This is a genomic window from Cohnella sp. (assembly GCF_041640265.1).
Taxonomy (GTDB): domain Bacteria; phylum Bacillota; class Bacilli; order Paenibacillales; family Paenibacillaceae; genus Cohnella.
In genome coordinates, this window is record NZ_JBEQAP010000066.1 from 1 (window position 1) to 26,280 (window position 26,280).

Genomic DNA, 26,280 nt, shown 5'->3' on the forward strand with positions numbered 1-26,280 from the left:
GAGGTCACTCATCCGACCATGCAGTTCGCATAATGCTAATTGCAACGCTCCGAGGTCACTCATCCGACCATGCAGTTCGCATAATGCTAATTGCAACGCTCCGAGGTCACTCATCCGACCATGCAGTTCGCATAATGCGAACTGCAGTACTCCTCAAGTCGCTCGGAAACTAATCGATCGAATAGCAAGAGGCTGCCTCTGAGTGAATCTCTTAAGGCAACCTCTTGCTTTCGTTTGCGATAAACTAATTTCCGTTCTTCTTGTTAGCAGCAATCCGCTCAGCCAGCTCATTAAGCTCCGTCCACCGCTCCAGCAGCTGATCCAGCTTTGCTTCTAGCTGCTGCTGCTCTGCTGCCAGCTCCTGCAAGAGCACAGAATCGCTGCTCGCCGCTTCCATCTTACCCGCAATTGCCGTAAGGCTATCCTCCGTCTCTGCAATCCAACCGTCAATCTGCTCGTAGTCCTTCTGATCCTTGAAGGTCATCTTGAGCGGCCGCTCTTTGATATCCGGCTTTGTAGGCGCCGCCGCAACCTTGGCAGGAGCTGCAGCCGATTGCTGCATCGCTTCCTTCTTCTGCGCGAACTCCTGATAATCGGTATAATTGCCCACATGATGCGAGACCACGCCATCGCCTTCAAAGGACAGAATTTTGTCAACGGTTCGATCAAGGAAATAGCGATCATGAGATACGGTGAGTACAACGCCGGGGAAATTGTCCAAATAATCCTCAAGCACCGTTAATGTAGCGATGTCTAAATCATTGGTAGGCTCATCAAGCAGCAGCACGTTCGGCGCATTCATCAGCACACGAAGCAGCTGCAAGCGGCGTTTCTCTCCCCCTGAAAGCTTCGAGATCATACTCCACTGCATGGTGGGGGCGAATAAGAAACGTTCCAGCATCTGTCCTGCCGATATCGTAGAGCCATCCGCCGTCTTGACCTGGTCCGCACCTTCACGGATATATTCCATCACCCGGAGGGACTCATCCATCTCTTCATGCTCTTGACTGAACCAACCAAGCTTAACTGTAGTCCCGAGTTCGACGCTGCCTCCATCTGGAGTTAGCTTGCCGGCGATCAGCTTCAGCAAGGTCGACTTCCCGCTCCCGTTACGTCCGACGATTCCAACCCTATCCTGCGGAACAGCGATATAACTGAAATCTCGAATAAGTGTCCGTTCTCCGAAACTCATCGTTAGTTTATCAATCTCTATGATTTTCTTGCCTAGCCTTGAGGAGGCAACAGACACATCCAGCTTGCCCGCAGTCGATTTCGGTCCTTGCTCCTTCAGCTCTTCGAAGCGGTCAATCCGAGCTTTCTGCTTCGTGGAACGGGCTTGTGCACCCCGGCGAATCCAAGCGAGCTCATTACGGAGCAGGTTCTTCCGCTTAGCCTCTGTGGCCGCTTCGCTTTCCTCCCGCTCCAGCTTAAGCTCAAGGAACCGGCTATAGTTGGCTTCGTAGAAATACGCGCGTCCCTGGTCGAGCTCAATAACTCTATTGCTTACCCGGTCTAGAAAATATCGATCATGCGTAATCATCAGCAAGGCACCCTTGCGCTTCTGCAGCATTCCCTCCAACCAAGCAACAGAATCGTTATCGATATGGTTGGTCGGCTCATCCAGAATCAGAATATCGGAAGGCTGAAGAAGCGCTGCGGCCATCGCCACTCTTTTTCTCTGCCCGCCCGAGAACGTCTCCACTTTATCTTCGTAATTATGAATTCCCAGCTTGGATAACGCCGTCTTGGCATCACTCTCTAGCTGCCAAGCATCCAGCTCGTCCATCTGTTGATTTACCGTTATCATCCGTTGCTGTAGCTTGGAATCCTCCGGATTCAGCGCTATGGCTTCCATAACCTCGGCAAAATCGCGAACCGCTCTTAATTGCGGGGAGTTGCCGCCAAGAACATGCTCGAGAGCTGTCTCTTCGGGCGTAAAAACGGGGTCTTGCGCCAGCATTCGGAGGACGACTGACCTTCCGATAGATACTCTCCCGGAATCAGCGGTCTCTAAACCGGCAATCACCTTGAGGAGTGTGGACTTCCCGGTCCCATTTACGCCAATAATGCCAATCTTATCTCCTGTCTCGATGCCAATCGTGACATCTTCGAACAGCATCTTCTCCCCATAGCTTTTCGTTATATGTTCAACTGAAAGTAAATGCATAATAGGATCAACCCACTTTAACTAAGATACGAACAACTTCCCGTATCATATCATACTCGGGCACCGCTTCGTTACCCTTCAGAGAATACAGAAGGAGTGAATCCGCTGCAAAAATGGCATGCTATGCAGAAACCAGAAAACCAGATGAAGGCAGAGCTGCACGCCTTTGGTTTTAACCTGCTAAAGAAACGGTTAAATAATCTTATTAACGAGAGGGAGGGAACGCTATGCTATTCAGCCATATTCTAGTCCCTTATGATGGATCGAATCCAGCCGGTAAAGCGCTTCGTAAAGCCGTTGAACTGGCAAAGATCGAAGCAGGAATACATCTTACTGTTGCACATGTTATCAATCTGCAGCCCTTTATTATGGGAGAGATGGCCTTCTCTCAGCCTGAAAGCTACCAGGAACAGCTTAATGAGCAGGGAAAAGAGGTGCTTAATAGAATCAAATCCACGATCGAAGTGATTCCCGATGCGAATGTCGTGATTCTTGCAGGCTCCCCCGCGGAAGCCATTGTAGATTATGCGCTGAACAATAGCTGTGATCTTATTATGATGGGAAGCAGAGGTCTTAGTTCAATGAGGGAATGGATGGTCGGAAGTGTAAGCCATAACGTCATCCAGCACTCTCATATTCCCGTGATGATCTTTAAGTAACAGGGTGATTAGGCCTCACCCGTGAATACAACGAATAGGTGCTTACCAGTCGCCTGTTCGTTGTATTCACGGGTTTAATTTGGCAAGTCGTTTCTTTCAGCGCTTCACGGCCGATAGAGGTGGGTTTGGCTTTTTACTTTGCATATGTTCAGCATGAACGGCCCCCCATTCGTTCATGATTCCCAACACTGACTGCAGTGTTCTTCCATGCTCCGTAATGGAATACTCCACCTTCGGCGGGACTTGGGCATAAACGACCCTTCGAATAATATCCTGCTCCTCTAGTTCCCGTAATTGATTCGTCAACATTTTTTGAGTAACTTCCGGCATTAAATTTCTGAGCTCACTGAAGCGCTGCGTTCCGTGAAAGATTAAATAAAACAAAATAGTAAGCTTCCACTTACCCATTATAACCTCGAGTGCTTCCTCTGTTTTACAGCCTTCTGCTTTATCCTTCACTCGCGCTCGCCTCCATTAGTTTCATACAGGATACTATGCCACTTGTAAGTGCGTACTTCAAAAAAAGAGAATCTGCCATCATAATAAATACTGTGTCAATTATCGCACAGAACAGCCTCTTTTTGAAACCCAAATTGAAGTGGAGGAAAATAACATGGCAAACGTATTATTCGTGAAGGCAAACGATCGCCCGGTTGAACAATCCGTAAGCGTCAAAATGTATGAAGCCTTTTTGAACACTTATCGGGAAACCCATCCCGGGGACAGCATCACGGAGTTGGATCTTTATAACATTGAGTTGCCCTACTACGGAAACACGGCGATTTCAGGTATTTACAAGCTAAACCAAGGAATAGAAACCTCACCGGAAGAAAAGAAAGCAGCGGCACTTGTTAACCTTTATATGGATCAGTTTCTTGCGGCAGACAAAATCGTCTTCGCATTCCCGTTATGGAATTTCACTATTCCGGCTCCCCTAAGCACCTATATTTCTTATCTCTCGCAAGCCGGAAAGACATTCCAATATACTGCACAAGGCCCGGTCGGTATGGCAGGAGACAAGAAGGTCGCATTAATAAGCGCACGCGGCGGCGACTATTCCAATGAATATATGGCACCGCTGGAAATGGCGGTAAATTATCTTAAAAACGTCCTTGGCTTCTGGGGCATTCAAAACCCAGAGACCGTTGTCATCGAAGGCCATAACCAATTTCAGGATAGAGCAAGTGAAATTGTTGAAACCGGGCTGGCAAATACGGTTAAGCTCGCATCCGGGTTTTAATTCGGAGCTTCATAATCCTCTGATATCAACTGTAATAAACCCAAAGACCCGACAGAAGAGCGCCTGATCTCAAGCGACTTCTGCCGGGCTTTTCGACTTTTAAAAGGGGGATTTTCATTAGAATACTCGACAGTAGAGAGGAAATTTGGCGATTGTTGAAGAATAGCTATTAAACAAACATAATATCCCAACAAAGGAGCGAGGATTAAAGAATTGTCACAACCAGCAACGAAGAAAAAATTTCGATTACGTCCCGAGTTTGTTATCGCCTTTCTTCTTCTGTTTATCCCTGCCGGCATGGGGGTTTATTGTTTTATACCGCAGTATAGCTACTTCACTGCTATGGGTGAGATTGTTCCCGTTCAGGAGATTGGCGTTCAGGGGAGCGTGAATTTCACTTATGTGAATGAAGGCCTCACAAGAAACTTATTTGAACGTTGGACAACATCGCGGGCATTTCCAGACGCTCACTTCGAAGCAGCGGATGCCTCCTATGAAGAATACTTGACCATGGACATGGAAATAGGAGAACAATTACGGAATGATACAATCCGAAACGCTGTCATTTCGGCAGATGAGCTGGTTGATGATCCTGTATCGGCCAAGGAATATGATCAGAGATCAGCTGAGCTGATTGAGGAGACTTGGAATTATTACGGTGATTCATTAGGGCTTATGCTGGGCATTGGGTTGGTAGAGGAGGCGAAGGGCGATGACTTCTCTCATAACGGCAAGTATGTCATAGCGGGCACGGGAACGTTGGAGGAAGACCAAACCGTAGGCTCCGTCGGAGCGATTCGGGATAAGCTGCGGACTGCTGAAAAGTTCGGTGCAGATTATTTTTTCGTTCCTAAGGACAAGGAAAACTTTGCCTACGGGGGCATAAGCAATGAGGAAGAGGCGGCCCAGGTTTCCCGGGAGCTTGACCTGAAGCTCAAGATCATTCCGGTGGCCACATTGGAAGAAGCGCTTGACTATTTAAGACAAATAAGTGGCTGAAGAAGGAGAATAACTCCCTGTGAATCTTAAATCAGAATTACTGTCCAATGTTTTGAAAATCTTGCTTTGGGTGTTGCTCTCTTTATCTGCGATGGACTTGGTGGGTACTTTAATTTATTCGACAAACATCGATTTTTATCTTGAATATGTTTATTCCATTAACAATTTTCTCTTATTGTTATCGATCGTGCTTTATTTGGTAATCATAGTTGTTTATTTAATATGGATCTATCGTGTACATATGGATTTAAATAATCTTTTTGTGAATTACCCTCGTTCGCCCGGTATGTCGCTCGTGTGCATGATGGTGCCTTTCTACAACTTCTACGGCATCCCATCTATCTATATGAGAATCGGCGAGTTTTATAGTCAATATACATCCGGGCTTGATAAGCAAGGCCGCTGGATTAGTCGACTAGCTGTTCCCTTGATGCTTTCCCTATTCGTATTAAGCGGACTAAATAGAACTATTAGTAATGCTGATGGGGAACCGAGCACGGGTTTATGGTTCGCTCTCGGTGTTGCAGAGTTAATCACTTACTCTATATTCCTAATTGTATGTTTCCAAGTATCTCAGGGCTTAAAAATAATGCAAACCAAACAAGCCGCATCAATGTCCAATACGGAGACTTCAGCGGACTGGGATTCTCCCGTGAATGAAGCAGCAATTCCACCTATCCTTTAAGACAAGATGTACCCCTTGATGTTTACAATCGCCCCGAGAAGGTTAAGAAAAGTTAGCACCGATTTACAGAGGCGCTTGCCTAATTCGGGAATTATTCAACAGTAACACTCCCTAGCAGGCTCCTCCATCACGCGGACCGCAAGGTTCAGCACATACTCTTGGGAGGTAGTCAATATGGAAAAACAAAAGAAAATTGTAGGAGTATTCTACTCAGACCAAGAAGCCGTTAATGCAATTGAAGGCTTGAAGGCACAAGGATATCATTCTGATGAAATATCCGTAATCGGGAAAAATAAAGATGACATCAAGGCCGTTACAGATGAAACCGGAACAAAGGCACCCGAAGGGGCAGCAGCCGGAGCAGCAACAGGCGGAGTGTTAGGCGGGGTGACTGGATTACTGGCGGGAATTGGGATGCTCGCTATTCCGGGTATCGGTCCTATTCTAGCAGCAGGCCCGATTGCAGCTACTCTAACAGGAGCTGCGGTTGGCGCGGGAGCTGGCGGACTGGTTGGCGGTTTGATCGGTCTCGGTATTCCGGAAATCGAAGCTAAGCAATATGAGAGCTACGTCAACGATGGTCGCATACTTGTATTGGTCGATTCCCAAGTGGATCGTGAAGGCGCTGTATACGATACTTTCCGTAACAATAACTCCCTCATTTCCGACTCCTACAGTATTATGCAAGGTACTGGAGCCTATCGAAATTAATTAAAATGAAGAAGTAGACCCGTAAGGAGACCGCTTGCTCAAGCGACTTCTTGCGGGTCTTTCGACGTCTTATAGGGCCAACGGGAAACGAGGTAACTGTGCAGAATCAGTTTCTTATCTACGGATTATATACGTAATGATATAGGAAGCTTAGGGTAATGGTAATGAGCAATGCTCAAATGGCTGAACGGAGGAAGGGCCATGTGGAACCCGGACAGGTATATCAAGCAGTTGATAGACGGAATGGAGAAATCACGCGAAGCATTGAGTAAGGACAAATGCTGGAACGACAGGAGACAGAGTCTTCTGCGTGAGTTGTCCAAGACTTTAGGCCGCTTCTCGGACAACTCCGGCAGACCGCTTCAGGCTCGCCAATTAGAACATGTAGAGATTTCCACAATGGTTTGGGAACGCATAGAATATACGGTCGATGAAGGCTTGACCGTCCCCGCTTATGTGGTCTCCCCGAAAGAGCCAACTGTCCGCAAGCGGCCGGCCATCGTTGCACTGCATGGCCACGGCTGGGGAAGCCGCGAGATGGTGGGTCTCTTGCCCAGCGGCAAACCCAACGTGAACGATGATCACATACCCAGCGGGCACGGTACGATCATACATCAGCTAGCGGAGCGAGGCTTTGTGGTCGTGGTGCCCGAGATCGTTGGCTTCGGCGATCGGAGACTGACCCAGGATAATGGCGGAGACGATCCCAAGGCGAACTCCTGCTTTCCTCTGGCGGCTGCATTGCTGCTAGCAGGCAAGACCTTGGCGGGATTACGAGTTTATGAAGCTTCACGGGCGGTTGATTACGTGCTTCAACGAGGCGATACGGACTCACAGCGAATCGGCGTTATCGGGTTTTCCGGCGGCGGCATGATCGCGTCGCTCGTAGCCGCGACGGATGACCGAATCGGCGCGGCTGCTATTTATGGATATGCAAGTACATATCGAGGCAGCATATTGGCAAGAAGACATTGCCTAGATAATTACCTCCCTGGAATTCTTCAGCATGCAGAGATGCCGGATTTGCTAGGGCTAATAGCACCGCGCCCGCTCTTTATTGAATCGGGTCTTGAGGACCCGTTATTCCCAGCCGAGCAGGTCCGGGAAGCGATTCGCGAAATCAAAGCCATCTATCGAGAGATGGAATGTGAGGAACGATTCGCCTTCGATCTGTTCGAAGGAGGACACGAGATGAATGGCCGACATTCCTTAGACTGGCTGGAATCGAATGTATAGCAGGCAGTCTTTATTCTAGGCTTTTCCATACTGAGCACGATATTGACCCGGCGTCATATCTTCCTGCTTCTTGAAGAAACGAATAAAGTTTTGCGAATTGTTATATGAAAGGCGCTCTGCAATTTCCTTGACCGACATATTTGTTTCGACGAGCCACTTCTTCGATATCGTTAATCGATATTGCGACAAATAGTCGCTGAAGGACATATCGGTCTCCTTTTTAAACACGCTGCTTAAATAGAAAACATTATAATGAAGTCGGGAAGCGCACTCCTCAAGCGTGATTTCGCGTTCAAACTCGTTATGGATGATATCGATAATTTGCTCGGAAATATTCTGATATAGTGATTGCTGGCGATCCTGGAACACTCGAATCATTGGAAAGATCATTCGCGTTTTATACCAGCTTTCAATTTCCGAATGCACATATAATTGAAGCAGCTCCTCGTATAATGAGCCTTCCATTACGTCGATCTGCTCCAGCCGAATGCCAGCTTCCTGCATCACGACCATCAGAGCGTTCAATAAACGTATGAGTGAAATTTGATATTCATGCGGCGTGCGGTCTTTCAAGAACACTTCCTCAAGCCATTGCTTTAATAGCTTTAAGGCAAGCGGCTCATCCGCTAGCTTAATAGCGTCGATCAACTGATTCTCAACCTGAACCGGGTAGAAATACACTTGTGTATGCTTGCCTGAGTTCAAGCTGAAATAGGATACAATCACACCCGTCCCTAGCTTTACTCGGTGTTTCAATGCTTCAAGCCCTTCTTGGTAAGCACGGGGAGCTTGTTTTAAGTTTTTGAATGGCAAGCTTATTCCGATACTGACGTTCAAATCCAGGTAGCTTCTCATGTGCAGCTGAATTGATTCGGTCAATTTATAAATCCAATTCTTGAACTCGTCATCAGACATGTCCTTGCCCCCGATGAGCGTCACCTGCGTTTGATCCACAATGATGGGAGGCAGACGTTCGGCAGACGGAACCATCTCTTCAACAATGTTGCCTGCGGCGAACAGCAGTAAGTCCAAGTCCTTCTGTTTGTAACGTGTCTCCTCCAAAATATCGATCTGGAGGGTAAGTACAGCGAGCTGGCTCCAACCCTTCATTTGCTTCGAATATCCAAACAGCTCCGTCTTTTCGGCAATTTCCGGTGGACTGATCTGACCTTGGAAAAGCTTAAGTAAGAAGTAAGTACGGACTTGCTGGCTGTTCTGATGCAGTTCATGGCTCAGCTTCGCATTAGAGGCGAACAGAACTTGAATATGCTCGTCGATCATCTGGAGCTCGTTCTTTTTGTTTGCTTGGGTTTCCGGCAGTCGATCTGCGATTTTCTGAAAAATAGCACGGATCGGCGAGTATACCTTGTGGCTTCCCAGCCACACGAACATGAGGCAAATAACTATGATCATGAAGCATACATAAAGGGTAAACCACCCAATTGACTGCGCTTCCTTCGTAATTTCAGACATTTCTGTGAAAGAAGCATAGGTCCAGCCGTTAAAATCGGAACGGACATACGTCACCGAAATCTGCTTGTTGTTTATATCGGTCTGAAATTGTCCTGACACCCCCTCGAATCGGGAGGAATTGGCTTCATCAACATAACCGGCTTCGGTCAACGGCTTGCCGATTAGTGAGGCATCTGGGTGAACGACGATCCGCAGCCGCTCATCAAGCACGACTACTTCGCTTGCAGGCAATGGGTTATGCAACATCTCAGCAAGACTGCAGCTTGGAATTGTTGCCAAAGCGATGCCTCGCTTTGCGGCGGTGTACAGCGGCATTTTCTTCACGAGCGTAATGGTAGTCGGACAGCCGTAGCTTAACGTATCGCTCGACCCGAGTGCGCCAGTATCAAGGGTTACCCAGTTCGTGCTTCCTTTCAGTTCCATCAATTCTATCAATGTCGCATGCGAGGAATATTCCTCGAACGTGAACAAACCACGGTTGTTAATGACCCAGTTGGAGGACGCATTCGCCAAGATGACATCGGTCACCATCGTATCAGGCGATTGCAGCAGAGTAAGCTCTTCCTTCATTTGGTTGTAAAGCTGGAAATCATTGTAGGATAGGGATCGGTACAGCGCATCTTGCACTTGATTCGTATTGATGATGTAATTAAGCGTATAGTCGATCGTACGCAATATTTGCTCCATATTTCCATTCATTTGGTTCATCATTTGAATGTTGCTTTTGTTCACATGGGATTGGATGGAGTCCGACGATTTTAAATACGAGAAGAAGCCGAGCGTCAAAATCGGGATAATGCTGATAGCTAAACCGAACAATACCATCTTGGTATAAAGACTGGACTTCCTCACGTTCTCGCCACCCATTCAGAAGTTATGTCCTATTGTCATTTCACGTGTTATGCCATAATTAATTATACAGTAAATCGATCGGAGGTCGAGCAATGAACAGCACATCTTTCCGGTACGGTCTATGGAGCATTGCGGTGCTTCTCCTATTGTCAGGTTGCGGGGGTACAGCGCTCGGCGGACAGGATGGACAAGAAACGAAAGATGATCGGGTCAAGATTACCATCATGGCAAATTTGCATACGCCAGTGGTGCCTTCGAAGACGGTTCAATATTTAGTAGAGGAATATACGGGCTCAAAGCTGGATATCAAATGGACTCCGGATGGAAGCTATGAAGAGAAATTCAATGCATCGATGGCGACTGGCGCGCTCCCGGAAGCAGTCTATCTGAAAAATGCGGATACTTTGAATATGCTAAGGGATCCGATTCGCAACGGACTGTTCTGGGAGATCGGCCCGCTGCTTCCTGAATACCCGAATCTAAAGAGGCTGCAGACCGAAGTACTGAAAAACACGTCGGTCGATGGCAAAATATACGGGCTGTACCAAGAACGTCCTCTCTCTCGCCAAGGTATCATCTATCAGAAAAGTTGGGCTGAACGCCTTAACCTAGAGGCGCCAACAACGATTGAAGAGTTATATAATATGCTATACCAATTCACCTACAACGATCCTGATGGAAATGGAAAACAAGATACAATCGGTCTAACCGATCGGAGCGATCTCGTATATGGCGCCTTCAAAACCGTTGCTGCGTACTTTGGCACACCCAACGGTTGGGGCGAGCAAGATGGCAAGCTGCTGCCTGAGTTTATGTTCCCAGAATACATGGATACGATGAATTTCTTTAAGAAGCTTCATCAGGAGGGTCTGATCAATCAAGATTTTCCGGTGACGGCGAAGGCGGATCAACAAGAGCTGCTCATTACAGGAAAAGCGGGTGTCTATATTGGTTCTATGGGAGACGTCCACAGTCTGCAGCTGAAGGCTGAAGCTGTAAACCCGAATGCGGTATTCGACGTCCAAAACCGTATCGCCGGCCCGAAGGGCGAACGGATATGGGCGTCCACCGGTTTCGGAACGATAGTCTTGTTCCCGAAGACATCGGTGCAGTCAGAGGATGAATTAAGAGACGTACTCACATTTTTCGATAAGCTCATGGATCCTGAAATGGTAAATTTGCTCCGTTGGGGCGTTGAGGATGTGCATTATACGATCGAGAACGGCAAAGCGGTTCCTTCCAGTAATCTCGATCTGACCTTTAGGGACGTCAAGCCGTACCAAGGGATTGAAATCGGTGGACCGAGTACAATTCCTGGTTACTTGGAGTCGGATTTTCAAATGCCGGCAAAAGAAAAATCCGATGATCTGACACGTGATAACGATTCGATTCTCGTGCACGATCCTACGTCTTCGCTTGAATCAAACACATTTAATGAACGAAGCATCCGTCTTCAGGACTTTATTCAAGACGCAACCTATCATTACATTCTTGGAACGATTGATGAAGCAGGCTTTCAGTCGGTAGTCGACCGATGGCTGACAGAAGGCGGCAAACAGATCATCGAAGAGTTTAATAAGGCCCAGTAAAAAGGACTGTCAGAAACCTGACGGTCCTTTTACTTCGTTCGTACATCACTCGATTCGTGCGATTCTATATGATATGAAAAATCGTATAGAATCTCATCTTTAACACTTATCGCGACTATTCTATTCGAAAAATCATACAGATTTACGGGTAGATTCAGACGCCGTACCGGGAACCGATTGAGTGAACTTCTCCATCGGTTTTTTTCGTTCGAGAAATCCGTTGTAACCCACATAATCATTAGATCAGCTGGCAGTGTAAAGCTTGTTGCTGCCTCCGAAAAAAGCTTGATTCTCTAGGCACTGCAACCGCATATCCCAGGATTATATACGTAATCATGAGCTCCGTTCTATGCTGAGGTCGCAACAAAAAACATGAGTATATCAAATGGAGGTCAAAAAACATGGCAAAGAAAAATGCCAGCACCCTATTGGCAATCATGACAGCGGTTGCAGTACTGACAGGCTGCGGAAGCAATGAGAGCGGCGCGACGAACTCTCCGAGTCCGACAACCACTAGCAGCGGGGCGGCAAGCGAAACACCAGCGGAAGTAAAGGCAGAACCTTTCAAACTAACTATCATGGCAAACCTTCATACGCCTGAGGTTCCATCGGATAAAATCGAGAAATTACTTGAAGCAGCAACTAACACGGAGCTTGAGTTTCAATGGGTTCCTGACGGCACTTATGATGAGAAGATGAATGCGTCGTTCGCAACGGGCACATTGCCGCAGGCTGTATACATCAAAAACCAAACATCGCTCATTATGATGCGTGATGCGATTCGTAACGAACAGTTCTGGGAAATCGGCCCTCTTCTCGACCAATATCCGAACCTGAAAAACTTGAACCCGGATGTACTGAAAAATACGTCGGTGGACGGTAAAATTTATTCGTTATATCAAGAGCGTCCATTGTCTCGTCAAGGCATAGTCTATCGGAAAGACTGGGCGGAGAAGCTGGGTCTTAAGGAGCCGACAACCGTAGACGAATTGTATACGATGCTGAAGGCGTTTACGGAGAAGGATCCGGATGGTAACGGTAAAAACGATACGATAGGTCTAACAGACCGCAGCGATCTCGTATACGGTGCATTTAAGACGATCAGCTCCTGGTATGGCACACCAAATGGCTGGGGAATGCAGGATGGCAAGCTGGTGCCTGAATTCATGTTCCCTGCTTATATCGAGACTATGAAATATGTGAAGAAGCTGCACCAGGAAGGATTGATTAACAAAGACTTCCCGGTTACGAGCAAGAATGATCAGCAAAACCTGTTGATTACGGGTAAAGCAGGAGCTTACATCGGCTCCATGCCTGACGTTAAGAGTCTAGACACCAAAATTACCGAAGTAAACCCGAATGCGCTCCTAGATGTACACAACAAAATTACGGGTCCGGACGGCAACTTCGGAATTTGGGCGATCCCTGGTTACGGCTCTGTCGTACTCTTCCCGAAATCTGCTGTGAAAAGTGAAGAAGAGCTGAAGAACATTTTGTCCTTCTATGACAAATTGATGAGCGCTGAGACCGCTAACTTGATCTATTGGGGAGTCGAAGGAGAACATTACACGATGCAAGATGGCAAAGTGCTTCCTACCACGGATACAAAATTGACTGACCGTGAAACAAAGCCTTATCAATCGATTCAGATCGGCGGAAAAAGTACGATTGAGGGCTTCTATGAAGCGATCGACATATTGCCGGCTAAGGCGAAAGCTGAAGAGCTAATCCTTCAAAATAATGATTTCCTTATTCATGACCCGTCCGCACCGCTCGATTCCGCAACATACACACAAGACGGAGCTCGTCTGCAAGAGATGATCAAGGATGCAACTTATAAATTTATGCTTGGCAACATCGATGAAGCTGGCTTCCAAGCTGCGGTTGACGCGTGGCTGAAGCAAGGCGGAACCAAAATCATTGAAGAATTTAATGCTTCTTATACCGCAGCACAATAACTAAGCGATGACGTTGAAGTGCCGGAGGCTGTTGCAGCACATGACAGCCTCCTATTTTTTCATAGAGAAAGGGAGAAGAAGTCATGCGTGATACAGCTGTCCGAATGGTCACCAAAACTAACAACAACTCTGAATTGAAAAGGAGACTCATTAAAAACAGAGCATTGTATCTGATGATTCTGCCCGGATTTCTCTTCTTTATCATCTTTAAGTATATTCCTATGGGTGGACTCGCCATCGCCCTTCAAGATTACCAGCCGTACTTAGGCATTAGGAACAGCACTTGGGTCGGCTTCAAGCATTTCGAGCGTCTGTTTAACGAACCGATGTTTTTCACAATTCTTCGGAACACACTTTTATTGTTTTTGATGAACATGCTGTTTTATTTTCCAGTACCTGTCCTCTTAGCGCTTATGTTGAACGAGGTTGGTCGGGGAAGATTCAAACGTTTCATACAAACATTGGTGTACATTCCTCACTTTATGTCTTGGGTTATCATCGTATCTATTTCGTTCGTCATGCTGTCAATGGATCGCGGAATAATTAATGAACTGCTGGTCATGATGGGCTTTGAAAAAATTAACTTCTTAATGAGCAATGAATGGTTTCGTCCGATGTATATCTTGCAAATTATCTGGAGAGAAGCCGGATGGGGAACGATCATTTATTTGGCAGCGATGGCTGCTATCGATCCTGGCCTGTATGAAGCAGCTCGAATGGATGGCGCGAACCGATTCCGTCAAATATGGCACATCACCTTGCCTTGTATTCGAAGTGTAATCGTCGTGCTGTTGATTTTGAAAATCGGGGACGTACTGGAACTTGGCTTCGAACATATTTATCTCCTCTTGAACTCGATGAATCGCGAGGTAGCGGAGATATTCGATACGTATGTTTATACGGCAGGCTTGCGTCAAGGACAATTCAGTTATAGTACAGCTGTTGGCTTCTTCAAATCAGTTGTTGGCTTAATCCTTGTCATGAGTGTTAACAAGCTGGCGAAAAAGGCTGGCGAGGAAGGCATTTACTAAGAAGAAAGGTGGAGTCACCATGGTACAAGATAAAACGTTGGGAAGCCGCATATTCGACATTACCAACTACCTACTACTGTCTCTGATTGGATTAATTACTTTCCTTCCATTTATTCATGTCATTGCCGGCTCGTTCACAACGGTAACAGAGCTCGCACAGAAGCAGTTCGTCATTATACCGACTGTGTGGTCATTAGATGCCTACCACTACATTTTTTCAACGAATACGATTTTTAAAGCGCTGGGTGTATCAATTAGTGTGACGGCCCTGGGTACCTTGTTCAGTATGTTCTTAACCGCACTAATGGCTTATGGCTTATCTCGAAGAGATTTAGATGGCCGCAGCGGTATTATGTTCATGGTCGTGTTCACGATGCTGTTCAGCGGCGGCATGATTCCTACGTTCTTGGTTGTGAAAGAGATGGGCCTGATCGATTCACTCTCGGCGCTGATCGTGCCTACGGCTATCAATGCTTTTAATCTAATTATTATGCGGAACTTCTTCCAAAACCTTCCGGAAGGGCTGGAGGAATCTGCAAAAATCGACGGTTGCACAGACTGGGGAATTCTGTTCCGTATCGTAATTCCGCTCTCAATGCCAGCAATTGCGACCATTTCGTTATTCTATGCAGTTACTTATTGGAACACGTATATGACAGCTATCTTGTACTTAAACGATTCGGCCAAGTGGCCGGTGCAGGTTATTCTGCGGCAAATTGTTATTCTGGCGAGCGGCCTTACAGCCGACACATCGGGCATGGAGGATATGGTCCGTCCGCCGGAGCAGACGGTGAAGATGGCCGTTATCGTAGTTGCGACACTTCCGATCCTGCTTGTGTATCCGTTTCTGCAGAAGCATTTTGCGAAAGGCGCCCTGCTCGGCTCGATTAAAGGGTAACTCATGAATAAACAACTGATGGACATTCAACAGGATGGAGATTCATTGTTCAATGAATTTTTCGAATGGCTGGAGGGGCAATACGACACGGCTTCAGGGGGCTTTTATTATGCGCAGAGCTCGAAGCGTTCTGGACAATTCACGCCTGATATTGAGTCAACTGGACAAGCGCTGAACATATTAGAGCGCTGCCGGTTGCTAGATCGTCTGAATGCATCTGTTCGAGAAAAGACGATTCGTTACTTTCAATCCAAGCAGGATCCTATGACAGGCTTGTTCTATGACACTGACCCGAACATGCGCCTTGACGATGTGATGGTCGGACGAGCGACCGGGTACAGCATAGGAGCGCTGGGGAAATTCGGAGCCTCCCCCCTCTACCCGTTCCCAAAGCAGAGCGCTGCGACCCCAGCTTATATGGAATCACCGCAGACGCTTGAAGCATGGCTCCGCTCTATCAGCTTAACGAACAGCTGGAGGGGCTGCGATAAGCTGTCTCATTGCGCGACATATGTGTTGGCGCTCTCCATGGGGGAACGGGCGCCATACTTAGCTGAGCTGTTTGCCTATCTTGCTGACCTGCAGCATCCTTCAACAGGCTTATGGGGCAATGGATCGCGTTACGTGCAGATCTCTGGAACGTTTAAGCTGCATCTGCTCTATAACCGCTTTGGCATTCCGATGCAACGGGTGGATCACATCTATGATTCTATCTTAGACGTGCTCCGGAAGGAGCATGCAACCGATATGTGTTACATCCGCAACCCCATCAGCCTGCTGTCTTCTATGAAGATATCCATTCCGCTGGACGAGATGACGGAAATTGCCGAGATCACGATTGCGAACATGGCAAAGCTGAAACGGGAGGACGGTGCCTTCTCGAGAGAAATCGACCGCTCCCCTCCGGCACCAAATATAGCGCAGGTGAAAAAAGGCGAGACGTATCCGGACATGCCAATACCTGTGCCCTTAGGGCTCGGGCTCGTCGAGAGCGATATGAATGCAAGCACGCAAGCGGTGCTTATCCGTTATACGCTGCGTGAGCTCTCTGGTCTACCGGTTCAGCATCTTCCGGTGCCGCAATCATTGTTATCGTTTTCCCAAATATAATTTATTCCCTGATAGGAGCTTGAACCGATATGAATTCTAATGGAACCTTAGTTGCAGCCAAGCATTCCCCGTTAAATTACGCAAAATCCGCCTGCGATTCGCTGATGGCACAATTTATGCCTGAGGAGCTGCCCCCAGCACGCCGCTGGCATTACCACCAAGGTATCTTCCTTCAAGGCATGCTCGAGGTTTGGCGTCTTACAGGAGACGATCAATACTTGCAATATCCGAAGGGTTACGTCGACCAATTAGTTGACGAGGACGGCAACTTCAGATTCGCTCGCGATGAGCTGGATTCCATAATGCCAGGTTTGCTTCTGCTTACGCTTGGCAAACAGTTCGGCGAACCGCGGTATCGCCTGGCTGCCGACAAGCTGAGAGGCTTGTTCAAGACATTGAATAAGACGTCTGAAGGCGCGTTCTGGCACAAAGACAACTATCCTTATCAGATGTGGCTCGATGGACTGTATATGGGCGGCGTGTTCGCGCTTCAATATGCGGATAATTATGGAGATGAAGAGCTTACTCCAATGGTTATCGAGTGGGAAAAGCTGATGCGCAAGCATATGTCCGATGAAACGACGGGCTTGCTGTATCATGCCTGGGATGAAAGCCGCAAGTTCCCTTGGTCGAACCCGGACACCGGGAATTCTCCTGAATTCTGGGGTCGATCGCTTGGCTGGTACGGCTTGGCGTTGGCCGAATTCCTTGAGGTACTTCCAGTTGATTACCCGGGTCGAAGTGAATTGAAGGCGGCATTGGGACGATTTGTTGACAGCCTCATCCGATTCCAGGATGAGAAGAGCGGCTTGTGGTATCAGGTCGTGGATAAAGGGGATCAGCCAGACAACTGGCTCGAGACTTCCTGCACTTCGCTATTCGTACATGCGATTGTCGGAGCGGTCAAGCATGGTTGCGTCGGAGAAGATCGTCTGGAAGCGGCACTGAAAGGTTATCAAGGGCTAATCGATCGCTTGCATACAGATGCAGAAGGGCGTCTGGTCGTGCCAGACATCTGTATTGGTACGTCTGCAGGCGATTACCAGCATTATGTGGCGCGTCCGGTGAGCGAGAACGATCTCCATGGTGTTGGCGCGTTCATTCTTGCCTGCGTAGCGATGGAATCGGTGAAGAAATGAGCAGCCGATTCGAGATAACCTCGTTCGGCGCGGTCGGCGATGGGCAGACGGATAACACGATAGCCATCCGTTCTGCAATTGAATCGTGTGCGGCCAGCTGCGGCGGAACGGTCTATGTACCAGCAGGCACGTACGCGACCGGGCCGATCGAGCTTGTCAGCGGGATGACGTTATATTTGGAAACCGGGGCGGTGCTCCGGTTTTCAAACCGTTTCGAGCTATATCCTCCCACGTTCACGAGATGGTCCGGATACGAATGCTATGGGTACCACCCCCTCCTATACGGTCGCAATCTGGAGCGAATTAGTATCAAAGGCGAGGGTGTAATCGATGGACAAGGTCAGGCTTGGTGGGATGCCTACGGACAATTGAAACAGAAGGAATCGTCTACGCCGAAATCACCTTACCGTGAGCAGCTAATGCAGTTAAATGAATCCCTCTATTCCTCTATAGACAGTACATTCGCTGAGTGGGAGACACAGCTTTTACGCCCGCCCTTGCTGCAGCTAATGGATTGCAAGGGAGTAACTCTCGAGGGGGTAACGCTGCAAAATTCGCCTTTCTGGAATACTCATCTCGTGTATTGCGATGAAGTGAAGGTATCCCGTGTGACATTCCGCAATCCGTCCGATACACCGAATGGCGACGGCTTAGATGTAGACTCATGCACGAACGTGAGCATCTCGGACTGCCAGTTCGATGTCGGAGATGATTGCCTGTGCTTGAAATCCGGCATTAATGAAGATGGTCGGCGCGTCGGCCGTCCGACCGAGAACGTGGTCGTCACGAATTGCATCATGCGCCGCGGTCACGGCGGCATCGTGCTGGGCAGTGAAATGTCGGGCGATATTCGGCGTATCGTCGTGTCCAATTGTATTTTCCTCGGGACCGACCGCGGCTTCCGAGTGAAGACGAACCGAGCGCGCGGCGGCGTCATTGAAGACGTTATGATCAGCCACATCTATATGGAGGATGTGCTATGCCCGATCGCGGTTAACTCGTTTTATCGATATGGAGTTAGTTCGACCGATCCATTGATGACGACACCGGAGCCAATCCCGGTGACGGAATGCACGCCGGTCGTACGCAGGCTGACGATTAGCGATATTACGGTACGCAACGCGCGGGCCGCTGCAGCATTCGTCTACGGCTTGCCGGAGCAGCCGATCGAGGACGTGACCATTCGGAACGTTACGATCGAGATGACGTCGGATGTTGAGGAACTGGGCGGTGAGCCGGATATGGTGAAGGAAAAGCTCGTGATGGCCGGCGATGGCATGCTGTTCAAGCATGTGCGGAGCTTGGAGCTCTACCATGTACGTATCGAGACTCGCCAAGGTCCGGCTGTTCGCTTGGATAATGTGGAAGGCGCCGTTGTCGACGGTTTATCGATGAGAGTTAAGCATCCGAATACGGATGTATTAGTCTCGAACGAATCAAGCGTTGAAGGGAGAGTCTGATTATGACGAGCGTAAAGAGTACGGAGTTGGCTGGAACCACATTCCGCAATCCGATCCTGCCTGGCTGCTACCCGGATCCTTCCATCTGCCGCGTAGGTGAAGATTACTATATGGTTACGTCTAGCTTTGAATATTTTCCCGGTGTGCCGTTGTTTCACAGCAGGGATCTCATCCATTGGCGGCAGCTCGGACATGTGCTAGATCGACCCTCCCAGCTCGATCTGGATGGCACACCCTGCTCTAAGGGGATATATGCGGCTACGATTCGATATCACGCCGGGCTGTTCTACATGATTACAACATTCGTAGAGAGCGCGACAGGGGCTAGGCGGAATTTCTATGTGACTACGGATAACCCCGCGGGGTCGTGGTCCGATCCCGTATGGCTGGAAGGTGCGCCTGGCATCGATTCGTCGCTCTTCTTCGACGATGACGGCAGAGCTTATTTTATGGCGAATCGGCGGCCTCCGTCTGGCCAGCAATATCCGAGGCATATGGAAATTTGGCTGCAAGAGGTTGACGTGACGAATGGAACACTCATCGGTGAGTCCTACAGCCTGTGGGATGGAGCGTTGAAATTCGTACACGCCCAGGAAGGCCCCCACATTTACAAAGTGAATGGGTATTATTACTTGTTGATCGCCGAGGGCGGCACTGGCCATACGCATTCCGTTTCGATCGCTAGAAGCGAACGACTAACGGGTCCGTATGAAGGATGCAAGTCGAATCCCATATTGACGCATCGCCAACTTGGACGGCAGGCCGATATCGTCAATGTCGGACATGCGGATCTTGTGGAGACGCAGGATGGGGAATGGTGGATGGTATGTCTCGGCTCGCGTCCGTACGGCGGCTATTACCGCAATTTGGGTCGGGAGACGTTCCTCGTGCCGATCTCTTGGGAGGACGGTTGGCCGATTGTGAACCCTGGGAAAGGAATCGTGGAGCTTGCGCTGCCGCGCCCGTCGTTACCCGGGCGCCGATGGTCGACGCTGCCGACATGTGATCATTTTGATGGAGAAACGCTTGATTACCGATGGAACTTTCTGCGGACGCCGAGGGGAGACTTCTGGAGCTTGCAGGCACGGCCGGAGGGTGGACTGAGTCTGCGGCTTAAACCGGAGACGATCACGAGATTTGAAAACCCGAGCTTTGTCGGCCGTCGGCAGCAGCATATGAATTTCAGCGTCCGTACGGCGATGTCGTTCGTTCCTGTCGGGGAAGGTGAAGCTGCGGGACTTGTGCTGCTGCAAAACAACGACTATCAATTCAGGTGTATGTACGAGTGGGTTGAAGGCCGGCGCACTGTGAGACTCATCGAAAGAAGAGGCGGCGTGGAGCGGATGCTGGCGGAACACCCCGTCGATGCGGATCGGGTGTATTTCAAAGTGGAAGCGGTCGGTCAGCAATATCGGTTCGCCTATGCACTTCGTTCGGAGGCTTGGATCGATCTGGGCGGCGACGCGGACGGAACGATTCTCAGCACGGACGTGGCCGGCGGGTTTGTCGGTGCTTATATCGGGTTATATGCGACGAGTGACAGACATCCAAGCGATAACGCCGCTTTGTTCGAATGGTTCGAATATAAGGGGGAAGAGCTATGAGCAGCTTACAGCCGCCGAATGGTTCACGCGGCTCTTATCAGAAGGAGCCCTGGGTTTCTGATCAAGGAGACGGAACGTTCATCAATCCCGTGCTGCATGCGGATTATTCCGATCCGGACATTATTCGGGTTGGCAACGACTTCTATATGACCGCGTCCAGCTTCGGGCACATTCCGGGCCTGCCGATTTTACATTCCTATGATTTGGTCAACTGGAGGCTGATCAACCACGCGATCCCTCGAATGGAATTGGCTGGCTACGATCAACCGCAGCACGGTAACGGCGTCTGGGCTCCGGCGATTCGATTCCATGACGGCAAGTTCTGGATTTTCTACGGCGATCCGGACGTGGGTATTTTTATGACGACGGCAGTGGATCCAGCTGGGGAATGGTCTCCACTGCATCTCGTGAAGGAAGGTAAAGGGCTCATCGATCCCTGTCCGTTCTGGGACGATGACGGACAAGCGTATTTGGTGCACGCCTTTGCCAACAGCCGTGCTGGAATTAAACATTTGCTTCGTATGTGCAAGATGGCGCAGGACGGTGCCGCGCTCCTCGATGAGGGAATAATCGTGTTTGACGGGACGCAGCGGCATCCGACGACGGAAGGTCCGAAGCTTTATAAACGGGGAGGCTGCTATTATATATTCGCGCCGGCTGGCGGAGTGGCTACAGGCTGGCAGCTCGTTCTGCGCTCGAGGTCGTTATACGGGCCATATGAGGAGAAGGTTGTGCTTCATCAAGGCGATTCTTCTGTGAACGGGCCGCATCAAGGAGGTTGGGTGGAGCTGGATGGCGGGGAATCGTGGTTTATCCATTTCCAAGACAAAGGGGCTTACGGTCGCATTGTGCATTTGCAGCCGGTGCGATGGGAGGACGATTGGCCGATGATGGGCATTGACTCGAACGTTGACGGCATCGGCGAGCCGGTTGTTCGGCATAAGAAGCCGAACGTCGGAGCGATCTATGCGGTGGAAACGCCGGCGGCTTCGGACACCTTCGAAGGCGGGAAGCTTGGCCTTCAGTGGCAGTGGCAGGGTAATCCGGACGAAGCGTGGGCAACGCTAGACGCCAAGCCGGGGCGACTGCGGTTGTTCGCGCATCCAATGCCGGATAAGGCTGCTACTCTGTTCGACACGCCCCAGCTGCTGCTGCAGAAGTTTCCGGGATTGGCCTTCGAGGCGACGGCAGACCTAGAGATCAGCGGCTTAGCGGTTGGCGACCGAGCAGGCCTTATCGTGTTCGGCTACAGTTACGCTTATGCAGCCGTGCGGCGGGATCAAGGCGGATTCGTGTTATTTGCAGCTGAAGGTGATGCGGTGACGGAGCGGGTACTTTGGCAGATGTCAGCGTCGTCGCCCGTCTCGAGCTTGACGGATTCGCTGTCACTTCGAGTCACCGTCGCCAATGATGCGTTGTGCTCCTTTGCTTGTCGTACCGAAGGCTTGGAATTCGTGAGAGTCCCTCTTCCCCCATTCCCCGCTCGCGAAAGCCGCTGGGTTGGTGCCAAGGTCGGGCTGTTCGCACTGCGTGCGGATCGTTCGGATGCTATGGGCAGCTTCGTCGACATCACGTCATTCGGCATCATGGGCGTGAGCAGCCATGAATAGGGTCGTGTCAGCGGAAGCAACCCTCACCAGCGCTGTCGTCGTCGAGCCGGCATTTCCCGATCGCACATGGTCCATCGTCGATTTCGGCGCTATGGGCGACGGAGTAACTCTGAACACAGATGCCGTACAGAACGCCAATACAGCTTGTGCGACTGCGGGCGGCGGCAGGGTTGTGTTTCCTCCCGGCCTTTGGGTGACCGGGCCTATCGAGCTAGCAAGTCGTGTGCGATTGCACGCCGAGAAGGGTGCGCTCATTTCCTTCAGCCGTGACCGAACGCATTACCCCCTTCGGTTTAGTTACTGGGAAGGTGAGACGGCTGTCCGCTGTCAGCCCCCGATTTCCGGCACGAGGCTTACTGACGTCGCCATTACCGGAGAAGGTATCTTCGGCGGCAACGGTACTGGTTGGCGTCCGGTGAAGAAGTGGAAGATGACGAAGAACAATTGGGACGCTTTGCTTTCCACTGGCGGTGTGGTTGATCCCGTTACAGATATATGGTGGCCGGACAAAGGTGCGATGCAAGGAGAATGTTCTGTGCGCGAGCTTATTCAGTCGGGCATGGAGACGTTGTCCGAATTCGAGCCGTATCGGGCGTATTTACGGCCTGTACTGCTGGGCTTGTATGACTGCACGAACGTGCTGCTGGAAGGAACAACATTTCAGAACTCACCATCGTGGAACATACATTTATTGGAATGCGAGCAAGTAACGCTTCGCGATATTATTATAGAAGATACCTATTGTGACGGCGCCGAACGCGCGCTTGAGCTCATCGGCTTGCCGGAACGACCGCTGCGACGGATCGAGTTTCGTCAGATGACGTTGTTCGCCAAACAGGGCGTGCAATGCATGCACGCCGAGGACGTAAGCTTCGAACAAACGAACATTCATGTGGAAGCTGGGGAGACATGGTCATTCGAGGGCTGCCGCCGGATCTTGCGGGACGATGGCGATGGACACAGCAGCGAAAGCGGCTCGATGCCTATTCGTGTCTTTCTTGCGGGTGATTCGACGATGTCCGAATACGATGCTTCCCTCGCCCCCCGGGCGGGCTGGGGGCAGGCGCTCGGCGAGCTGTTGAACGACCGCGCGATCATCCGTAACAAGGCCGCTTCCGGCCGAAGCTCGAAGAGCTTTCTTGCCGAAGGGCGATTAGGACTGATTAAATCGGCTCTGCGGCCAGGAGACGTGCTGCTTGTTCAGTTCGGCCATAACGATCAGAAGCCCGATGAAGAACGCAGAACGGAACCGTTCGGCACCTATCAGGAGAACCTTCGCGCCTATATTGAAGCTGCCCGAAGCAAAGATGCATATCCGATGCTGCTTACACCGGTACAGCGCCGAAGCTTCGACGAGAGGGGCATCCATCTCGATACCCATGGAGATTATTCAGTCGCAATGCGGCAATTGGCGGGCGAAACCGGGGTGCCGCTCGTCGATCTGGCTGCCAGCAGCAAGCGCCTTATGGAAGAGCTCGGACCGGAGCGCTCGAAGGAGCTGTACCTATGGCTTGAGCCAGGAGCTCATCCAAACTACCCCGACGGCGTTCAGGATGATACACATTTCTCTGAAGCCGGCGCACGGGAAATAGCCAGGCTTTTCGTTCGCGAAATCAAGGAGTTTGGTCTTCTATTATCCGACATTTTCCCCTAAGTTAGTTTCTTCGCAAGCGAATGATCGATCGTTTCAGGTGGGATACGCGGTTAGATCGCCATAATGGTTAACCTTTACTATTCCTCATAGCAGCCAGAACCTTTACGCTCCCATTGTCCCCCTCTGCGAAACGCTTGTAGTCGGGGGACTCCACCGGGACGAGCGCCAATTTTCCTTCCCCATTGAAATGTATGCCCCATCCGTATTTCTTCGGAAGCATGGAAGCTCTGAGGCATGGCATTGGCCTCTGAAAGAACTCATCTCTAATCTGCGTGCCGCGTGCGCGCAATTCCTCCTCCGCAATTTCTTTGTGCCTGATATGGGTCTCATAGAGAAGCTCTTCTTGGGTATAGCCGTAAGGGCGGTTTGCGACCAGCTCGAACTCGATGCCAGGCTTCGTCCTTCCGCTCTTCTTGTCTGGAGGCACCAGACCGCTTTCAGCCGGGCAATCCGCTGATACCTTGATGAACGTATTGTAGTAATTCCACTCCATCACACAACCCTCCTGTGAGAAATACGATATTCCAATTATATCCGAAGAGACTGACAATAATGGTCAGTGAAGATGGGCCCGTTCACATTTTTTTGTACAGTACTCGGACAGGATTTCCCTGACCGAGTACTTCTGTTTTATAGTTATTTTCCGCAACGGTTTCCGTTTTGGCGAGAAATTCATTAAAATAAGAGATAGTGTCTGCAAATGGACTTCTAATAAAATAGCATTCGATCAAGAAGGGACTTTACACAAATGATTATCAAGCCTAGAACACGCGGATTTATCTGCACGACTGCCCACCCGAAGGGTTGCGCTCTTCAGGTAGAGCAGCAAGTTAAATATGTGCAAGAACGCCCAGCTATTCAGGGACCTCGTAATGTGCTCGTTATCGGCGCATCAGCAGGATACGGACTCGCTTCTCGGATTGTAGCCGCCTTCGGCGCAGGCGCCAACACTGTCGGCATCTATCGGCAGGGAGAGCGTTCCTCTGGCCGTACAGCATCGGCGGGCTGGTACAACTCCGCAGCATTCGAGATCGCTGCTCAAGAGGCTGGCCTTAAATCCTACAGCGTTACCGGAGATGCATTCTCCGATGATACGAAAGAGAGAGCGATTGAGCTGATCCGCAGCGAGCTGGGTCAAGTTGATTTGGTCGTATACAGTGTTGCTTCTGCTCGGCGAACCCATCCCAAGACCGGAGCAGTCTCTAATTCCGTCCTTAAGCCTATCGAGAAAACGTATACGAACAAAACCGTCAACTTCCACACGGGAGAAGTTAACATGATCTCGATCGACCCGGCAACGGAAAATGAGATTAACGAGACGGTCGAGGTCATGGGCGGCGAGGATTGGCAAATGTGGATCGATGAGCTGCAGAAGGCCGGAGTCTTAGCCGATGGTGCAACCACTGTCGCTTATTCCTATATCGGTTCACAAATAACGCAGGCCATCTATCGCGAAGGAACGATCGGACGGGCGAAGGATCATCTCGAGGCTGCTGCCCAAAAATTAAATGAACAGCTGAGCGCAAACGGTGGACGGGCGTTCGTAACGGTTAGCAAAGCGCTTGTTACGCAATCCAGCTCAGCCATCCCGGTTGTTCCCTTATATATTTCCGCATTGTACAAGGTCATGAAGGCAAAAGGAATTCATGAGGGCTGTATCGAGCAGACCTATCGCTTGTTCGCCGACCGGCTATATGGTCCGGAAGAAGTACCCGTTGATGGGGAAGGCCGTATCCGAATCGACGATTGGGAAATGCGAGCGGACGTTCAGGAGGAAGTCGCGAAGCTATGGGCGGAGCTAACCACGGATAATATCGAACAATTATCTGATCTTGAAGGCTATAGGAAAGAGTTCTTCCAACTGTTCGGCTTCGAAACAGACGGCGTGGATTACGAAGAGGATATAGATCCGAATGTAAGTGTTCCTAATGTAATTCGCAGCATTGAGGACTAATTCTCTAATGCTTTAGAGGAAAAGTAACTTTGATGTAAAAGTGCTTTTAATTTCTCGACTTTTATCGTTATGGAAGATTTAGATGCGTACATACCTCTAATTGGCTGATAAAGTCCGAATAAGGGGTAGCGTCAAGAAGTTTGTGTAGTAGGTTTATCCATCGGGACGATGGATCGTTAGGTTGTAAATGTTACACTGGAGGGCAAAGCCCAAGCGAATGCGCGGGATGAGTAAAGTTCTAGGAATTTATT

General features: G+C 49.7%; 21 protein-coding genes. 17 read left to right on the plus strand and 4 right to left on the minus strand.

Features of this window, described 5'->3' with window-relative positions; all coding sequences use genetic code 11:
• Positions 1-244: 244 nt before the first annotated feature.
• Positions 245-2,119 carry an ABC-F family ATP-binding cassette domain-containing protein gene (locus tag ACESLK_RS27195; RefSeq protein ID WP_483862627.1) on the minus strand — a complete coding sequence of 625 codons (1,875 nt, stop codon included), beginning with the start codon at positions 2,117-2,119 and terminating at the stop codon, positions 245-247.
• A gap of 275 nt (positions 2,120-2,394) precedes the next feature.
• On the opposite strand from ACESLK_RS27195, the gene ACESLK_RS27200 reads away from it, so the two are divergent.
• Positions 2,395-2,826 carry a universal stress protein gene (locus ACESLK_RS27200; RefSeq protein ID WP_373232952.1) on the plus strand — a complete coding sequence of 144 codons (432 nt, stop codon included), beginning with the start codon at positions 2,395-2,397 and terminating at the stop codon, positions 2,824-2,826.
• A gap of 96 nt (positions 2,827-2,922) precedes the next feature.
• Here the strand turns inward: ACESLK_RS27200 and ACESLK_RS27205 are convergent, their stop codons facing one another.
• Complete coding sequence (locus ACESLK_RS27205) at positions 2,923-3,285, minus strand: winged helix-turn-helix transcriptional regulator (RefSeq protein WP_373232953.1); 363 nt, start codon at positions 3,283-3,285, stop codon at positions 2,923-2,925.
• A 154-nt stretch (positions 3,286-3,439) separates the two neighbouring features.
• Here ACESLK_RS27205 and ACESLK_RS27210 point away from each other — a divergent pair, with 154 nt between their 5' ends.
• The 5 genes from ACESLK_RS27210 to ACESLK_RS27230 all read left to right on the plus strand — a co-directional run bounded on the left by ACESLK_RS27210 (position 3,440) and on the right by ACESLK_RS27230 (position 7,697).
• Positions 3,440-4,066, plus strand: coding sequence for an FMN-dependent NADH-azoreductase (locus ACESLK_RS27210; protein ID WP_373232954.1), 627 nt, complete (start codon positions 3,440-3,442; stop codon positions 4,064-4,066).
• A 213-nt stretch (positions 4,067-4,279) separates the two neighbouring features.
• Positions 4,280-5,065, plus strand: a complete 786-nt coding sequence (locus ACESLK_RS27215) for a hypothetical protein (protein ID WP_373232955.1) — start codon at positions 4,280-4,282, stop codon at positions 5,063-5,065.
• Positions 5,066-5,084: 19 nt separating this feature from the next.
• On the plus strand, positions 5,085-5,750 hold the full coding sequence (locus tag ACESLK_RS27220; protein WP_373232956.1) for a hypothetical protein: 666 nt from the start codon (positions 5,085-5,087) through the stop codon (positions 5,748-5,750).
• 174 nt (positions 5,751-5,924) lie between these two features.
• Positions 5,925-6,461, plus strand: coding sequence for a general stress protein (locus ACESLK_RS27225; RefSeq protein WP_373232957.1), 537 nt, complete (start codon positions 5,925-5,927; stop codon positions 6,459-6,461).
• Between the two features lie 201 nt (positions 6,462-6,662).
• Positions 6,663-7,697 (plus strand): dienelactone hydrolase family protein, encoded by a 1,035-nt coding sequence (locus tag ACESLK_RS27230; protein WP_373232958.1) that lies wholly within the window; start codon positions 6,663-6,665, stop codon positions 7,695-7,697.
• Between the two features lie 15 nt (positions 7,698-7,712).
• Here ACESLK_RS27230 and ACESLK_RS27235 read toward each other — a convergent pair whose 3' ends face one another.
• Positions 7,713-10,022: a helix-turn-helix domain-containing protein gene (locus ACESLK_RS27235; RefSeq protein WP_373232959.1), complete on the minus strand. Its 2,310-nt coding sequence runs from the start codon at positions 10,020-10,022 to the stop codon at positions 7,713-7,715.
• Positions 10,023-10,114: 92 nt separating this feature from the next.
• On the opposite strand from ACESLK_RS27235, the gene ACESLK_RS27240 reads away from it, so the two are divergent.
• The 10 genes from ACESLK_RS27240 (at position 10,115) to ACESLK_RS27285 (ending at position 24,075) form a co-directional block, all read left to right on the plus strand.
• Positions 10,115-11,611: an extracellular solute-binding protein gene (locus ACESLK_RS27240; protein ID WP_373232960.1), complete on the plus strand. Its 1,497-nt coding sequence runs from the start codon at positions 10,115-10,117 to the stop codon at positions 11,609-11,611.
• Positions 11,612-12,012: 401 nt separating this feature from the next.
• Positions 12,013-13,569 carry an extracellular solute-binding protein gene (locus ACESLK_RS27245; RefSeq protein ID WP_373232961.1) on the plus strand — a complete coding sequence of 519 codons (1,557 nt, stop codon included), beginning with the start codon at positions 12,013-12,015 and terminating at the stop codon, positions 13,567-13,569.
• Positions 13,570-13,673: 104 nt separating this feature from the next.
• Positions 13,674-14,600, plus strand: a complete 927-nt coding sequence (locus tag ACESLK_RS27250; protein WP_373232971.1) for an ABC transporter permease — start codon at positions 13,674-13,676, stop codon at positions 14,598-14,600.
• Positions 14,601-14,619: 19 nt separating this feature from the next.
• The gene (locus ACESLK_RS27255) at positions 14,620-15,498 is read left to right on the plus strand and encodes a carbohydrate ABC transporter permease (protein ID WP_373232962.1); all 879 of its coding nucleotides are present in this window, start codon (positions 14,620-14,622) and stop codon (positions 15,496-15,498) included.
• Between the two features lie 3 nt (positions 15,499-15,501).
• Complete coding sequence (locus ACESLK_RS27260; protein ID WP_373232963.1) at positions 15,502-16,608, plus strand: prenyltransferase/squalene oxidase repeat-containing protein; 1,107 nt, start codon at positions 15,502-15,504, stop codon at positions 16,606-16,608.
• 29 nt (positions 16,609-16,637) lie between these two features.
• Positions 16,638-17,747, plus strand: a complete 1,110-nt coding sequence (locus ACESLK_RS27265; RefSeq protein ID WP_373232964.1) for a glycoside hydrolase family 88/105 protein — start codon at positions 16,638-16,640, stop codon at positions 17,745-17,747.
• On the plus strand, positions 17,744-19,207 hold the full coding sequence (locus ACESLK_RS27270) for a glycoside hydrolase family 28 protein (RefSeq protein WP_373232965.1): 1,464 nt from the start codon (positions 17,744-17,746) through the stop codon (positions 19,205-19,207). The genes ACESLK_RS27265 and ACESLK_RS27270 overlap by 4 nt, the downstream gene beginning before the upstream one ends.
• Positions 19,208-19,209: 2 nt before the next feature.
• Positions 19,210-20,811, plus strand: coding sequence for a glycoside hydrolase family 43 protein (locus ACESLK_RS27275; protein WP_373232966.1), 1,602 nt, complete (start codon positions 19,210-19,212; stop codon positions 20,809-20,811).
• Positions 20,808-22,421, plus strand: a complete 1,614-nt coding sequence (locus ACESLK_RS27280; protein ID WP_373232967.1) for a glycoside hydrolase family 43 protein — start codon at positions 20,808-20,810, stop codon at positions 22,419-22,421. The genes ACESLK_RS27275 and ACESLK_RS27280 overlap by 4 nt, the downstream gene beginning before the upstream one ends.
• Positions 22,414-24,075: a GDSL-type esterase/lipase family protein gene (locus tag ACESLK_RS27285; RefSeq protein ID WP_373232968.1), complete on the plus strand. Its 1,662-nt coding sequence runs from the start codon at positions 22,414-22,416 to the stop codon at positions 24,073-24,075. Before ACESLK_RS27280 ends, ACESLK_RS27285 begins: the two co-directional genes overlap by 8 nt.
• 67 nt (positions 24,076-24,142) lie before the next feature.
• Here the strand turns inward: ACESLK_RS27285 and ACESLK_RS27290 are convergent, their stop codons facing one another.
• Positions 24,143-24,568, minus strand: coding sequence for a DUF6157 family protein (locus ACESLK_RS27290; RefSeq protein WP_373232969.1), 426 nt, complete (start codon positions 24,566-24,568; stop codon positions 24,143-24,145).
• A gap of 255 nt (positions 24,569-24,823) precedes the next feature.
• Here ACESLK_RS27290 and fabV point away from each other — a divergent pair, with 255 nt between their 5' ends.
• On the plus strand, positions 24,824-26,029 hold the full coding sequence (gene fabV / locus ACESLK_RS27295) for an enoyl-ACP reductase FabV (RefSeq protein WP_373232970.1): 1,206 nt from the start codon (positions 24,824-24,826) through the stop codon (positions 26,027-26,029).
• Positions 26,030-26,280 lie beyond the last annotated feature (251 nt).